Source organism: Paramuribaculum intestinale (assembly GCF_003024925.1).
Lineage (GTDB): Bacteria > Bacteroidota > Bacteroidia > Bacteroidales > Muribaculaceae > Paramuribaculum > Paramuribaculum intestinale.
Map to the genome: position 1 here is coordinate 1 of NZ_PUED01000069.1, position 13,108 is coordinate 13,108.

Below are 13,108 nucleotides of genomic sequence, written 5' to 3' on the forward strand. Positions count from 1 at the left end.
GATCTGAAATGCCGCAAGCTCTATCGCGCCGAGCCATCCGGCCATGACCGCCGCGGCCGAGAACGATCCCGACTCGAAGGTCATCTGCATGGCCACAGGCCACGATGTGTGCCCCACGAGCCGCCACTGTTCCGAAGTGATACTCCCATCGGCAAATCCCCGGCGATACTCGCGGTAGTCACCACGGAAAGCAAACACACAGATTATAGCCGCCGGACACACCAGACGCGCCACAAGAGTCGAAATACCCGCACCGGTGAGACCAAGTTCCGGACACCCCCAGTGGCCGTAGATCAGCAGCCAGTTGCCGGCGATATTGAGCACGTTGGCACCCAGTATGATCCACATGGGCATACGGGTGCGCTGAATGGCGTAGGCCCACTGCGCGAACACATTGAACAGAGCCACAGGAACCACGCCCGACAGATATATCAGATAGTAGGGACGCATCACCGGCAGCAGCTCCGCAGGCTGACCCATGCGGTGGAGATTGAAATATACCACCGTCATTACGGCCGTCACCAGCAGCGCGAACGCTACATTGACGGCCACACCGTTGCGCAGCAGCGACCCTATGGAACGAAACCGCCCCTGCGTGAACAGCGAGCCTACAAGAGGGGTCAGCCCGTAGGTGAATCCAACGCACGCGAATATGCACACGTTGAAGAGATTGTTGACAAACGATGCCGAAGCCAGAGCCTCCGTCGAGTAGAGACCCACCATTTTCGTATCGGCAAAGCCCACGACAATCATCCCGAGCTGCCCGATAAGTATCGGGAGCCCGAGACGTATTATCTGAAGATATGTGACCCGACGGCCCGGCAGCTCATGCCCCGGAGCGTCAGTATTGCTCATCGGCGTTGGGGAAATCGGTGTTTTTCACATCCTCGACGTAGCGGCTCACACCGGCGTTGATCACCGTGGCCAGGTCGGCATAGCGGCGCAGGAATTTAGGCGAGAAACCATGATTCATGCCCATCATGTCCTGAAACACGAGGATCTGACCGTCGACGCCCGATCCGGCACCGATGCCGATCACCGGCACGCTCACCTGCGAGGCCACACGCTGAGCAAGCGCCGCAGGCACCTTCTCAAGCACTATGGCGAAGCACCCCAGCTCATCGAGCATACGCGCGTCCTCCTCAAGCTTGCGCGCCTCGGCCTCCTCTTTGGCTCTGACATTGTAGGTGCCGAACTTATTTATCGACTGCGGAGTGAGTCCCAGATGCCCCATCACGGGAATGCCGGCCGTCAATATGCGCTCTATCGACTCGCGTATCTCCGCGCCGCCCTCAAGCTTCACGGCCTCGGCTCCGGCCTCCTTCATCACGCGCACGGCCGACGCCAGAGCCTCCTTCGAATTGCCCTGATACGTGCCGAACGGCAGATCCACCACCACCAGCGCACGCTTCACAGCCCGCGTGACACCCTTTGCATACGTGATCATCTCGTCGAGAGTGATCGGCAGAGTCGTGAGATTGCCGGCCATGACATTGGAGGCCGAATCACCCACCAGTATCAGATCCACACCCGCCTCATCGACGAGCGAAGCTATAGTGAAATCGTATGATGTCAGGCAAGCTATCTTCTCGCCACGCCGCTTCATCTCGATCAGGCGACGTGTGGTCACCTTGGTTTTCTTCTGTTCGGTATATGTCGACATTTCTATAATAATTTGAAATTCCGTGCAAATTTAGTCGATTTTTCCTTAATCGTATCCCGCCGGATAGGAAATATCGAAATATTTCCTTAATTTAGCCGTGTAAACTTTTTGAAAGACCCACTTAATTACCATATTCAAGACACAATCATGAACGCCAACAACCACAGATACTGCGTGATAATGTGCGGAGGCATCGGAAGCCGGTTCTGGCCCTACAGCCGCACACGCATGCCCAAACAGTTTATCGACTTTCTTGGCACCGGCCGCTCGCTGCTCCAGATGAGCTACGACCGCATACTCCCGCTGGTGGATCCGGCTCATATCATAGTGGTCACCAACGCCACATACGCGCCCATAGTCAGGCAGCAGCTTCCTGAACTGTCCGACAGCCAGATACTCCTTGAGCCATGCCGCCGCAACACAGCTCCGTGCATTGCCTGGGCCGTCCGCCACATACGCGCATGCGATCCCGAGGCAAGCATGATAGTCACCCCGAGCGACCATCTGATCACCAACGAACGAATGTTTGAGGACTGCGTGCGCCGCGGATTCGAGTTTGTCGAGAGCCACGACGCCCTGCTGACACTCGGCATACACCCCACACGTCCCGAGACCGGCTACGGCTACATACAGATCGACAAGGAAGTCGAACCGGGATTCCTCAAGGTGAAGACATTCGTCGAAAAACCCGACATAGATCTGGCCAGAGTATTTGTCGATTCCGGCGAATTCTACTGGAATTCAGGCATATTTCTCTGGAGCGCCAAAGCCATATCGAAAGCCTTCAGCGATCTTGCGCCCGACCTTGACCAGGAATTCGAAAAGGGCGAAGGCGTGTTCGGCACTCCCGGTGAGACAGCGTTTATCAACGAGCATTTCCCCTCATGTCCGAGCATATCGGTCGACTTCGCCATCATGGAAAAGGCATCTAACGTCTACGTCGAATGCGCCAGCTTCGGATGGAGCGATCTCGGCACATGGTCAGCGCTCTACGACAACTCGCCAAAAAACCGCGAGAGCAACGTCACACAGAACTGCAATGTCATCACCTACGACTCGACCGGCAACATTTTCGCCGTCCGGCAGCCCGACAAGCTCGTTGTGACCGCCGGACTCAACGACTACATCATAGCCGACGCCGGCGACGTATTGCTTATATGCCCCAAAGAGCGTGAGCAGGATATAAAACGCATCGTCAACGACGTGCAGGAACGATTCAACGGCAAATTCCTCTGATCTCTGCCGGACGGTCCGCTAAAAACCACAGTGCCATGCATCGCGCTCGCGATGCATGGCACTGTGGTTTTACTTCTGCTGTCAGAGCACGTCCGACTAACGCTTGTCGACAGGCAGTCCCCGCACAAGACCCGGATCGAGCGATATGAGAGTCTCGGTACCCGTCACTCCGGCGATATTCTGTATCTTGCCGTTGAGAAGCTCCATCAGATGCTCGTTGTCGCGGGCATATACCTTGATGAGCATCGTGTACGGACCCGTCGTATAGTGACACTCCACCACCTCCGGTATCTTCTCAAGTTCCGGCACCACGTGGCGGTACATGGCGCCACGTTCGAGATTGACCCCTATGAACGTGCACGTGTGAAAACCCAGCGCACCCGGATTGATATGATAACCCGAGCCGGTGATCACACCCATATCGGTCAGACGCTGTATCCGCTGATGCACCGCCGCACGCGAAATACCGCATTCGAGCGCCACGTCCTTCGAGGGTATGCGGGCGTTGCCTATGATGATGCTCAGTATCTTTCTGTCAAGATTGTCGATTTTATCCATTCCCGAGATTCTGTATACATTTACCCATGCTAATGCCTGTCAGAGGCTCTTTTCAATTACAAAATTATACATTTTTCATTACTCCGGCAACATTTTGCATAATCACCTTGCGTGCCCGATTGCGAACAAATTGCTATATTTGCATCACGAAAACGACACGAACCAATCTTACCCAACAAACCAGAACACAATACCACACCTGATATGCCACGCAACCTTCTCTTCGACCTCGGCGGAGTAATAATGGACATACGCCGCGACGACTGCCTCGAAGCTTTCCGCAGCCTCGGCATGGAGCATCCCGAAAACCTTATCGGAGAATACGTGCAGAACGGCCCGTTCGGACAGCTCGAATCGGGCGAGATTTCGGTCGCACAGTTCCACGACGCTATCCGTACACAGCTTCCCGAAGGGGTCACCGACCAGCAGATCGACCGCGCTTTCTGCGCATTCATCACCGGACTCCCCCAGCCACGGCTTGCCGCACTGCGCCACCTGCGCAAGCGTCGCGGAGTGTATCTGCTGAGCAACACCAACCCCATCATGTGGCGCGGCGTCATCGCCGAGGAGTTTCTCAAGGAGGGACTGCGTCGCGAAGACTACTTCGACGGCATCGTCACATCATTCGAAGCCAAATGCATGAAACCCGACGAGCGCATATTCCGCCGCGTGGAGGAATCGTTCGGCATCCGCCCCGAGGAAACACTCTTCCTCGACGACTCGCAGGCCAATCTCGAAGCAGCCGCACGCCTCGGATACAAAACGATGCTCGTGGCGCCCGGAACCGAATTCGCCGATCTGCTCGCAGCCGAAGGCATAGCCTGATCTGGCAACAGCAGTGAGCACCTGAGCACGATAAACGCCACTCCGTAAAAGCCGATATGGAACTGACTATCAATCCCCGCGACACCGACACACGACCGTCGATAGTCACCGTCGGGATGTTCGACGGCCTGCACCTCGGCCACCGGTTTCTGCTCTCTACGCTCGACGACATTGCGTCGCAACGCGATCTGCGCCCCGTAGCGCTGACATTCGACCGCCATCCGCTTGACCTCATCGACCCTCTGCGCGCTCCCGCCATGCTCGCCCCGCTCCAAGAAAGGCTCCGGATGATGGCCTCATGCGGAGCGACTCCCGGAGTGATCAGATTTGACGAAACCACCCGACTGCTTTCAGCAAGCCGATTCATGCAACAGCTCCGCACGAAGCTCCACGCCGCAGTGCTACTCATGGGATTCAACCACCGGCTCGGTCACGACCGCCTGTCGACACCCGACGAATACCGCCGCGCTGCCTATAGCGCCGGCATTGAAGTCATGTTTGCACCCGGATATCCTCACCATTTCGGAGGAGCGCCTATCTCATCAACGGCCATACGCGCGGCGCTTGCCGAAGGCGACACACGCCTGGCAGCTGAAATGCTCGGCCGTCCATACACGCTTGAGGGCACCGTAATCGGCGGAAAAAAGATCGGACGCACAATCGGCTTCCCCACCGCCAATATAAGCGTAGAACCGGCCCTGATGCTCATACCGGCCCATGGAGTCTACGCTGCCAGAGCCACCATTGCCTCAGGAGCCTCATATCCCGCCATGGTCAATATAGGAGTGAGGCCCACGGTCGATTTGACCGAGAGCCCCACTGTAAGCGTTGAAGCGCATCTGATAGGATATGAAGGCGACCTTTACGGAAGCCGCGTAGCCATTGCGTTCGTTGAGCGGATGCGCTCCGAAATGCGTTTCAGCTCCATTGACGGGCTGCGTGCCCGGCTGCAGGCCGACGCATCAGCCGCAAGCGCCATTCTGGCCGCCGAGACCTATAAAGAAATGCCATAAGGCAAGCCCGGTCGACACCGACACGTTGAGCGAATGCTTGGTGCCGCACTGCGGTATCTCCAGACACACGTCGGCCGCATCCACCGCCTCCTGACTGACACCGTGCACCTCATGTCCGGCCACGATCGCATAGCGCTCGCCCGGCTGCGGACGGAAATCCTGGAGCGCAACGCTCCCCTCCACCTGCTCGAGCACGCACAGCCTGTAGCCGTCCCCGCGAAGATCCTCCAGACATTCGGCCGTCGACGCATAGTAGCGCCATTCCACCGAATCCTCCGCCCCAAGAGCGGTCTTGTGGATCTCCACCGACGGCGGCACGGCTGTGATGCCGCAAAGCATCACACGCTCAGCCATGAAAGCGTCGGAGGTGCGGAATATCGAGCCAATATTGTTGAGCGAGCGAATATTGTCGAGCACCACCGTCACCGGAAGTTTTTTCTTCGCACGGTAAGCGTCGAGCGAGTCGCGACCCAGATCCGTTATGCTCTTCTTCTTCATTGCCGGCTCTCTGCTGCTGCTGACTGATCAGTCGATGATATCAAATCCGGTATAGCGGCGCAGACACTCCGGCACCACTATGCCCCGCGGCGTCTGGTTGTTTTCGAGCAGAGCCGCCATTATTCGCGGCAGAGCAAGCGCCGAACCGTTGAGAGTGTGACACAGGCGGGTCTTCTTGTCGGCATCGCGGTAGCGACACTTCAGACGGTTGGCCTGATAGGTCTCGAAGTTGCTTACCGACGACACTTCGAGCCAGCGCTTCTGCGCGCCCGACCACACCTCGAAGTCAAACGTTATAGCCGAAGTGAAGCTCATGTCGCCGCCGCAGAGACGGAGTATGTGCCAGGGCAGACCGAGCTTTTCGAGCAGTCCCTGCACGTGAGCCTTCATCTCCTCGAGAGCTGCGTAAGAATTCTCGGGCTTCTCTATCCTCACGATCTCCACCTTGTCGAACTGATGCAGACGGTTAAGACCTCTGACATCCTTGCCGTAGCTGCCCGCCTCGCGACGGAAACATGCCGAGTAGGCGCAGTTCTTCACCGGAAGCTGGCTCTCGGAGAGGATCACGTCGCGGTAGAGATTGGTCACAGGCACCTCGGCCGTGGGTATGAGATAGAGATTGTCCTCGCCTACGTAATACATCTGACCCTCCTTGTCGGGGAGCTGTCCGGTGCCGTAGCCCGAAGCCTCGTTGACCACGTAGGGGGGCTGAATCTCAAGATAACCCGCTTCGGAAGCCTGATCGAGGAAAAACTGTATCAGAGCGCGCTGCAGTTTGGCGCCCTTCCCTTTGTAGACCGGGAAACCGGCGCCGGTGATCTTCACTCCTAAATCGAAATCGATCAGATCATATTTCTTTGCAAGATCCCAGTGAGGCATGGCGTCGGCGCCGAGATCGGGCATAGGACCGCCGGTAAGCTCCACTACATTGTCCTCGGCGCTCAGTCCGGCCGGCACAGCCTCGCAAGGGATATTGGGCACCGTCAGGAGTATCTCGCGCATACGGCGTTCGGTGTCGGCCAGACTGTCGGCCACATCCTTCTGCTCACCTTTGAGGGCAGCCACCTGCTGCTTGGCCTGCTCGGCCTCATCCTTCTTGCCCTGTTTCATCAGCGCGCCTATCGAGGCGGCAAGCTTGTTAAGCTCTGCCGCACGGGTGTCGTTGGAGAGCTGAAGCTGACGGCGCTGCGCGTCAAGCTCCATTATTGCGTCGATCGGGCCGCGGCCGTCGAATCCTTTGACAGCCAGACGCTCCACGATCTTGTCGGGATTTTCCTTTATCTGTTGAAGAGTAAGCATTTCCTGAAATTTCTTTGTTTATTTACAACCATTCTATTGACATCTCGCTGAGCGATATCAGGCGAGCAGCTCCCTGACCTTGGCCGATATGACACGGCCGTCGGCACGTCCGGCAAGCGCCTTCGAGGCCACTCCCATCACCTTGCCCATCTCCTTTGCCGAGGTGGCGCCGGTCTGCTCGATGATTTTTTTCAGCTCGGCCACAAGCTCCTCCTCCGAAAGCTGACCGGGAAGATACTCCTCGATCACCGCAGCCTCGGCAAGCTCACCGGCGGCAAGCTCCGGACGGTTCTGCTGCGAGTATATCTCGGCAGTCTCGCGACGCTGCTTCACCATTTTTGTCATTATCCTGACAGCCGTTTCGTCGCTCAGAGTACCGTCCGATCCCTTCGCTGTCTTGGCTTCGAGAAATTCCTTTTTGATGCCGCGCAGTGTTTCAAGCCTCACCTGGTCGCGGGCAAGCATTGCAGCCTTTATATCGGCGCTGATGCGTTCAAACATATCCATAGTCGTGGTTTTTGTCCGGTTGATTTTATAACACGCAAAATTACTAAATTCAGTCCACTATTCAATGACAATCTGTCGCGCTTGTAAAAAAAGATTGCCGGAGGGCGCCGTAAGCCTCCGGCAATCATGCTGCTTTATCAGCAGGGACCGTCATTTTTTCTTTTTGTGTCCCTCCTCGGGAGTATAATAATCCTCCATGTCGACAGGTATGTCGCGGTTGTTCCATTCGTCCACGACCACTCTGAAGTCTATGGCCTTGCTCAGCACGGGATCACCCTGCTTCTTGCCCACCCATTTCTTTTTGGAGTTCATGGTTCCCGGGTCGCGCAGACGACACTGCTGCGAGGGAATGATCTCATATCTGCCGGCATAATCCTGTCCGGGAAGAGCCTTCCAGTTTTCGCGGCATGCGGTCGATATATCGCCGTCGATACCTACGCCGCCCATACCGAAGTCGAAGTCGTCGGGCGGATATATGCCGGCGCCGCTGTTCGGCCCCATGAATTCGAGTATGTAGGTGTATTTGTAGCCCGGTTCCCACTTGTCGTCGATAGGCACGCACACCCATGCAAACTGCTTCTCGACATCTCGCCAGCCGATCGAGTAGTTCACGTCGGGATAGCGGTACCCGTAGTTGTCTATAGGCTTGCCGGTGGTCTTGTCGTAGATCACGCCCTCGGCGTCGACAGGATTGCCGTTGTTGTCGATACGCTGTGTCGGATCATCCTCGCTGTACATCGGCAGCCCGGTTTCGTTGTTGACCGGAAATCCCTCGTCGTCAAGACGGTTGCCGATATTGTCCCAGGGTATGCCGTCGGCATTGACCGGCAGTCCGTTGATATTCCACTTCTCAGGGTCGGTATAGGGAAAGAGTATGTGGCGGTGGGTATGGTTTTCATCGCCGTGGATCATCCACACCTGTATGGCGAGCAATATGTAGGCTCCGTGGTTGTTGGGCTTGCCCTCCTCGTCGTAGAACTGCTGCTTGGGATCCTCCTCACGGTTTTTGTTGTAAGGCACGAGCTGCTGCGGGAGCAGGAGCATATTGGTGGAATCCATACCCTCATGCTCGGTGTTCTTGCTGGTAAGCAGATGGCTGATATATGGCGAAGCCTGGATATTGTCGGTCACGAGGTGGTCGCAGACACCGTCGCCGTTGTAGTCGGTGTGGTGTCCTGGCGAAGGATCTGGCCAGTTCTCGTCGTCAGGTGTACCTGTAGTGCCATCGCCGTCGGCTCTTGAACGCCCACGGGTTGACTCGGTATTGTCACCACCCTCGTCCGGAACTACCGGAAGAGTGCTCGCTTCGCTGATAGAATGTCCGAGCATCACAGGTTCGGGGAAAAACCATCCGTAATGGCTGCGGTTGGAGCCGTTGAGCAGCTTGTCCTCATCGACCACATTCGCATCATCGAAGTTCTGTCGTCCGGGAAGAGTCCAGTAGAGCTGGTCGTCGCCTATACCGCTCACCTTGGCCTGCGGAAAGGTCACGTCGCCGTTGTTGATGATGTTGCAGAACCATGCTCCGGCCACCATCACGCGGGTATTGTTGTTGGGCGAATACGCCTTAAGTTCTATCTGCGACAGAGCGTGATGGAAATGCAGCTCCACACCGCTCACCTCGTCGTTGTATGACCGCTTGTGCTCTATGATCAGATCCTCCTGCTCCTGCGGACGCTGATAGGGACGGAAGTCATGGATCATCTGTTTGGCAGCGGTGATGTCAATGCGTCGTCCCTCCTCGGGAGTGCTGCTGTGGGGGAGGAAACTGTTGCGGCTGTAGTGGCCGTTTATGCCCGATATGAAACGATAGGCGTAATAGTCCACCCAGGCCGCGTCGCGGGGGTAGAAATAGGGTCCGCCCTCGATGCTCCAGTGGAGCGCATAATAGTTGTCCTCTATCTCGTCGGGATCTACCTTCGTCACGAGCAGATCGTGGAAAAATTCCAGACCGTCGGGACAGTAGGCGTAGATACGGAACGAGTCGAGATTTTCTGTCGTATGTATCAGCGAGGTGCGGCTGTGGGTATTGACCGAAGTGGTGAATCCTATCGGATCACCCTGGTCCTTGGCTGTAATCACATCGTCGATACAAGCTGTCAATGCGCTACATGAGACCAGCCCTACGGCGAAGAGCAAAGTGGAGTAACGATGCATTTTATTCGATTTTAAATGATTGGTTGTTTATATTCTGTTGTTAAATTCAAACATACTCTAAGCACGTCATTGCATCGGTATGATGATCGGCGGAGTCGGTATCCACGGATCCACCACCGGACCGAGATCGTTCATGCCGCACACATCCATATCGCGAACCACGATCTTGACGTAGGTTTCGCCATCCTGCTCGTCGACCTGACTGGTCACGTCCCACTCAAAGAAACGGCGCTCCTCCTGCTCATTGATCACGTAGCAGCAGAGCTTGTGCTTCGACCATGTCTCAGGATCGGTAGGGCAGTGGGGAAATGCGTAGAAATGGCCTTCGAGCACATTGTCGTCGGTCGGTACCATCGAGAAAGGCACGATGTTGTTGTCATCGCCCTGGCCTGGCACCTCCATGTGGTGGACGCGTACCTTTGATGGCAGTCCCGACAGCGTTCCGCTGACCTTCAGCACCGTTTCCAGACATCCTATGTTCTCTATTATCACATGATAGTGTATGACCACCGGCTTGGGATACATCGTCACCACCTGCGTGACACCCACCTGTCCGTGGATATTGTAGTCTTCGAGAGTATGTCCGTAGATTCCCTCCTGCGACGACTCCTTGACGCCCTCATCGTATGTTCCTTCGGCGCGTTTTATGTCATCATCCTCGGAGAAGTCGCCACCTCCGTCGGCTCTTATATCCATTCCGGCGAGTATATAGCTGTCGCGGGTATGGATGGTAAATGTCTTGTGCGACTCCTCGCCGCTGAAAGTGTATGTTTCCGTATCGGAGTTGAGGCATAGGAAATGGTAGTCGCCAACAGGAAGACTTATCGTACCGCCTTTGGAGCCTGCGAAGTCGAAACGTCTCGCCTTGCCCCCCTCTTTGGGATAGGCGTAGAAGGCCATCGACCTCACAGTGTATTCGGCTTCGGGAGCATCCCACCAGGCAAACTCCACACGAAGCATTCCGTCATGGGGATGATGCCAGCAGAATGGCTTGTGCTCGCAAGCCACCGACAGGATCAGCACTACGGACAAGGCCGTCAGACGCCTTATCATACGCCGTGACTTCGTGAGTGATATGTGATGTGATCTGAGTGTCATAATTCCATAAAGGGTCTGCTGCTGTCTACTTTTCCAGGTCTTCTTCGGTATTGACATTGCCATGTCCGAGCAACCACACAAGAGATACCTCCAGACGCGTGGGGCTTATCATCTTGCGGCGCTTTGTGGCTTTCCACACGTAGTGGTTGTCGATAGGCACATATTTGTAGAACTGTCCCCAGCTGTAGCCGAGTCCTATGGTGAAGTCGAGATTGAGCCGCGAAGTGATAGGCATTGAGTAGCCGTAGGCTATACCGGCCGCATGAGTCCATCTTCGGGCCTGATAACCCTTGCCGCCAAGCTCGAAGTCATAGGTCAGCATCTGGAAATACGGACCTATGTGATGGCCGCTGAAAGGCTTGCCCTGCGCTTTCTTGCCAAACCATTTCTTGATCGTCAGGTCACCGCCATAGTAGCGCCAGTACCAGTGGATGCGGTCGCTCTTCCACCAGGCATAGTTCCAGTTGATCTCGGCCGACCACCTTTTGCCCATATAGAAATCAATGCCAACATTCGGGATCAGGAACAGATCATAGAGCATATTGGTGCTCACGGTCATATAGAACGGACGGTCGGTCAGTATGTGGTAATACGGCATCGGAGGCGCTATGATGGTCGGGACATAGTTGAAGCGCTGCGGCCCGATCATAATGCGTGGCAGCGGCGGACGCGGATGCTCGTAGATGATCTGCACCTGCGATGCACGCAGTGACGGATAATACTTGTTGTAGAGATACATCCAGGGTATGGCCCAGTGGAGTTTCTTCAGACGCGGCATACGGTCGTCGGGAGTGCCGGGAGTGTCGATGATGCGCAACACCTCGTCGCGGTCAGGCACATCGGGGTCGGCAAGAACTATGCGCTTGAGTCCGCACCAGTCCACACCGGGATATTCGGCCGAGATGATCGACGGATCAAGCTCTACAGGCGAATTCTTGACCATATACTCCGTGATTCGGGCCGCACGCTGTTCCGAAAGCCATTTGTTGAATCGAGTCGTACCCTCAGGCGACGCACCACCCATGATACGGATCGCACGGACTTTGAGCGACGAGTCGCTCTTGATGCGTTGAAGCTCTACAAGAAAAGAGTCGAGTCGCTCGGCGTTGCGCTGGTATTTCGGCAGAAGATTGACCTTCGACTGGTGGAAGTATATGCGTATGCCCACAGTGTCCATCCGACCGCCTTCCGACTCTATGCTGACAGATATCGTGTCGTCGGGACACGCCTGAGGTGTGGACGAATAAAATTCGCCCTCTTTGGCGTTCTGTGCCCATGCCGGTGATATTGCGCCAAGAAGCATGAGAAGCACCCCGCAGACCCATCCCGCACGTGCGGATGACGATCCACGGCTGCTAAAGTAATTACAACCTGAATGATTATCTTCGTTAATATTCACGTCCTGTATACTTTTTCCTGCTGCGACTTTTCCTTAATTAACAACCCCTTGGAGGATGCCGGAAAGACCGACCGCTTCCATTTGCCTGCATTTCAGACTACAAATATAGCGCAAGAGTTATAAACTATCGCTATATCGTCTGATTTTTAACACAAAAAATGTGATTATTCTGAAAAATACCGATTTTTACCGCACAAAAAGTGGGTAAGCTATCTACATCGCACCGCTACGACCCGGTACCGCTGCTTCGATCAAGACCTGACGGAGTTCCCGGGGAGCTGGTCGTGTAGGACTTACCCACTGCAAAATTAGATAATATATCCGAAAACTACAAATTTATTTCGTCGTCAGTGTTTTTACCGACACATAATACACTATGTTACAGACTAAAAACATTAAAATCCATCGTCACGAGATCAAACGTCAGAAGACGGTCTGACAGCGGATCGCCCGTACGGGTGATGATCTTTATGACTTCGGCGGCCTGAAGCGAACCGGCCACACCGACGGCGGCATTGAGTATGCCGCGGCGGGCGCAGCCGCAGTCGCCGTCAGCGCGCGGCTCCGCACCGAAGATGTCGCGCATGGTGCGGTGTCCCGGAAGCTGGGTGAACAGCTGACCGCTGAAACGGTCGACAGCCGCATAGGCAAGCGGCTTTCCAAGCCTGGCGCAGGTGTCGCTTATGAGAAGCCGCGTCGGGAAGTTGTCGCAACAGTCGGCCACCACATCATATCCTTCTAACAAAGGTTCTATGTTTGAGGCATCCACCATCATATCGTGGGTCAGCACCACTACATCGGGATTGACACGCGTCATGGCCCGCCGGGCGCTCTCCGTCTTGGGAGTGCCTATGT

Annotated in this window: 13 protein-coding genes and 1 other RNA gene; 3 read left to right on the forward strand and 11 right to left on the reverse strand. The window is 55.6% G+C overall.

The features are described 5' to 3' along the window. Both C5O24_RS06650 and panB read right to left on the reverse strand, forming a co-directional pair. Positions 1 to 855: MATE family efflux transporter (locus C5O24_RS06650; RefSeq protein ID WP_205961075.1), on the reverse strand; the 855-nt coding region annotated here is incomplete at its 3' end. After that, the gene (panB, locus tag C5O24_RS06655) at positions 842 to 1,663 is read right to left on the reverse strand and encodes a 3-methyl-2-oxobutanoate hydroxymethyltransferase (RefSeq protein ID WP_107035410.1); all 822 of its coding nucleotides are present in this window, start codon (positions 1,661 to 1,663) and stop codon (positions 842 to 844) included. The genes C5O24_RS06650 and panB, both read right to left, overlap by 14 nt. A gap of 147 nt (positions 1,664 to 1,810) precedes the next feature. Between panB and C5O24_RS06660 the strand changes: the two genes are divergently transcribed. Continuing rightward, positions 1,811 to 2,899 (forward strand): mannose-1-phosphate guanylyltransferase, encoded by a 1,089-nt coding sequence (locus C5O24_RS06660; RefSeq protein ID WP_107035409.1) that lies wholly within the window; start codon positions 1,811 to 1,813, stop codon positions 2,897 to 2,899. A 96-nt stretch (positions 2,900 to 2,995) separates the two neighbouring features. Here the strand turns inward: C5O24_RS06660 and C5O24_RS06665 are convergent, their stop codons facing one another. Then, on the reverse strand, positions 2,996 to 3,457 hold the full coding sequence (locus tag C5O24_RS06665) for an Lrp/AsnC family transcriptional regulator (RefSeq protein ID WP_107035408.1): 462 nt from the start codon (positions 3,455 to 3,457) through the stop codon (positions 2,996 to 2,998). Positions 3,458 to 3,661: 204 nt separating this feature from the next. Here C5O24_RS06665 and C5O24_RS06670 point away from each other — a divergent pair, with 204 nt between their 5' ends. Together C5O24_RS06670 and ribF are read left to right on the forward strand one after the other, a co-directional pair. Further along, on the forward strand, positions 3,662 to 4,282 hold the full coding sequence (locus tag C5O24_RS06670; RefSeq protein ID WP_107035407.1) for an HAD family hydrolase: 621 nt from the start codon (positions 3,662 to 3,664) through the stop codon (positions 4,280 to 4,282). Between the two features lie 56 nt (positions 4,283 to 4,338). After that, complete coding sequence (ribF, locus tag C5O24_RS06675) at positions 4,339 to 5,295, forward strand: riboflavin biosynthesis protein RibF (protein ID WP_107035406.1); 957 nt, start codon at positions 4,339 to 4,341, stop codon at positions 5,293 to 5,295. On the opposite strand, the gene C5O24_RS06680 is transcribed toward ribF, so the two are convergent. The 8 genes from C5O24_RS06680 to C5O24_RS06715 all read right to left on the reverse strand — a co-directional run. Then, positions 5,245 to 5,793 (reverse strand): RNA methyltransferase, encoded by a 549-nt coding sequence (locus C5O24_RS06680; protein ID WP_107035405.1) that lies wholly within the window; start codon positions 5,791 to 5,793, stop codon positions 5,245 to 5,247. The two genes, ribF and C5O24_RS06680, sit on opposite strands and share 51 nt — an antisense overlap. Before the next feature lie 27 nt (positions 5,794 to 5,820). Further along, positions 5,821 to 7,092 carry a serine--tRNA ligase gene (gene serS, locus C5O24_RS06685; protein ID WP_107035404.1) on the reverse strand — a complete coding sequence of 424 codons (1,272 nt, stop codon included), beginning with the start codon at positions 7,090 to 7,092 and terminating at the stop codon, positions 5,821 to 5,823. A gap of 57 nt (positions 7,093 to 7,149) precedes the next feature. Then, positions 7,150 to 7,599, reverse strand: coding sequence for a GatB/YqeY domain-containing protein (locus tag C5O24_RS06690; protein WP_107035403.1), 450 nt, complete (start codon positions 7,597 to 7,599; stop codon positions 7,150 to 7,152). A gap of 150 nt (positions 7,600 to 7,749) precedes the next feature. Continuing rightward, on the reverse strand, positions 7,750 to 9,681 hold the full coding sequence (locus tag C5O24_RS06695; protein ID WP_161553832.1) for a fimbrillin family protein: 1,932 nt from the start codon (positions 9,679 to 9,681) through the stop codon (positions 7,750 to 7,752). A gap of 141 nt (positions 9,682 to 9,822) precedes the next feature. After that, on the reverse strand, positions 9,823 to 10,854 hold the full coding sequence (locus C5O24_RS06700; RefSeq protein ID WP_161553833.1) for a DUF5119 domain-containing protein: 1,032 nt from the start codon (positions 10,852 to 10,854) through the stop codon (positions 9,823 to 9,825). A gap of 25 nt (positions 10,855 to 10,879) precedes the next feature. Beyond that, the gene (locus C5O24_RS06705; RefSeq protein WP_128702237.1) at positions 10,880 to 12,253 is read right to left on the reverse strand and encodes a DUF3575 domain-containing protein; all 1,374 of its coding nucleotides are present in this window, start codon (positions 12,251 to 12,253) and stop codon (positions 10,880 to 10,882) included. 205 nt (positions 12,254 to 12,458) lie between these two features. Next, positions 12,459 to 12,552, reverse strand: an RNA gene (ffs, locus tag C5O24_RS06710) — signal recognition particle sRNA small type. Between the two features lie 80 nt (positions 12,553 to 12,632). After that, positions 12,633 to 13,108: HesA/MoeB/ThiF family protein (locus tag C5O24_RS06715; RefSeq protein ID WP_133165486.1), on the reverse strand; the 476-nt coding region annotated here is incomplete at its 5' end.

Excerpts from the sequence above, each read along its gene's own strand:
- panB (WP_107035410.1), bottom strand. The coding sequence starts at position 1,663 with ATGTCGACATATACCGAACAGAAGAAAACCAAGGTGACCACACGTCGC.
- C5O24_RS06660 (WP_107035409.1), top strand. The coding sequence starts at position 1,811 with ATGAACGCCAACAACCACAGATACTGCGTGATAATGTGCGGAGGCATC.
- C5O24_RS06665 (WP_107035408.1), bottom strand. The coding sequence starts at position 3,457 with ATGGATAAAATCGACAATCTTGACAGAAAGATACTGAGCATCATCATA.
- C5O24_RS06670 (WP_107035407.1), top strand. The coding sequence starts at position 3,662 with ATGCCACGCAACCTTCTCTTCGACCTCGGCGGAGTAATAATGGACATA.
- ribF (WP_107035406.1), top strand. The coding sequence starts at position 4,339 with ATGGAACTGACTATCAATCCCCGCGACACCGACACACGACCGTCGATA.
- C5O24_RS06680 (WP_107035405.1), bottom strand. The coding sequence starts at position 5,793 with ATGAAGAAGAAGAGCATAACGGATCTGGGTCGCGACTCGCTCGACGCT.
- serS (WP_107035404.1), bottom strand. The coding sequence starts at position 7,092 with ATGCTTACTCTTCAACAGATAAAGGAAAATCCCGACAAGATCGTGGAG.
- C5O24_RS06690 (WP_107035403.1), bottom strand. The coding sequence starts at position 7,599 with ATGGATATGTTTGAACGCATCAGCGCCGATATAAAGGCTGCAATGCTT.
- C5O24_RS06700 (WP_161553833.1), bottom strand. The coding sequence starts at position 10,854 with ATGACACTCAGATCACATCACATATCACTCACGAAGTCACGGCGTATG.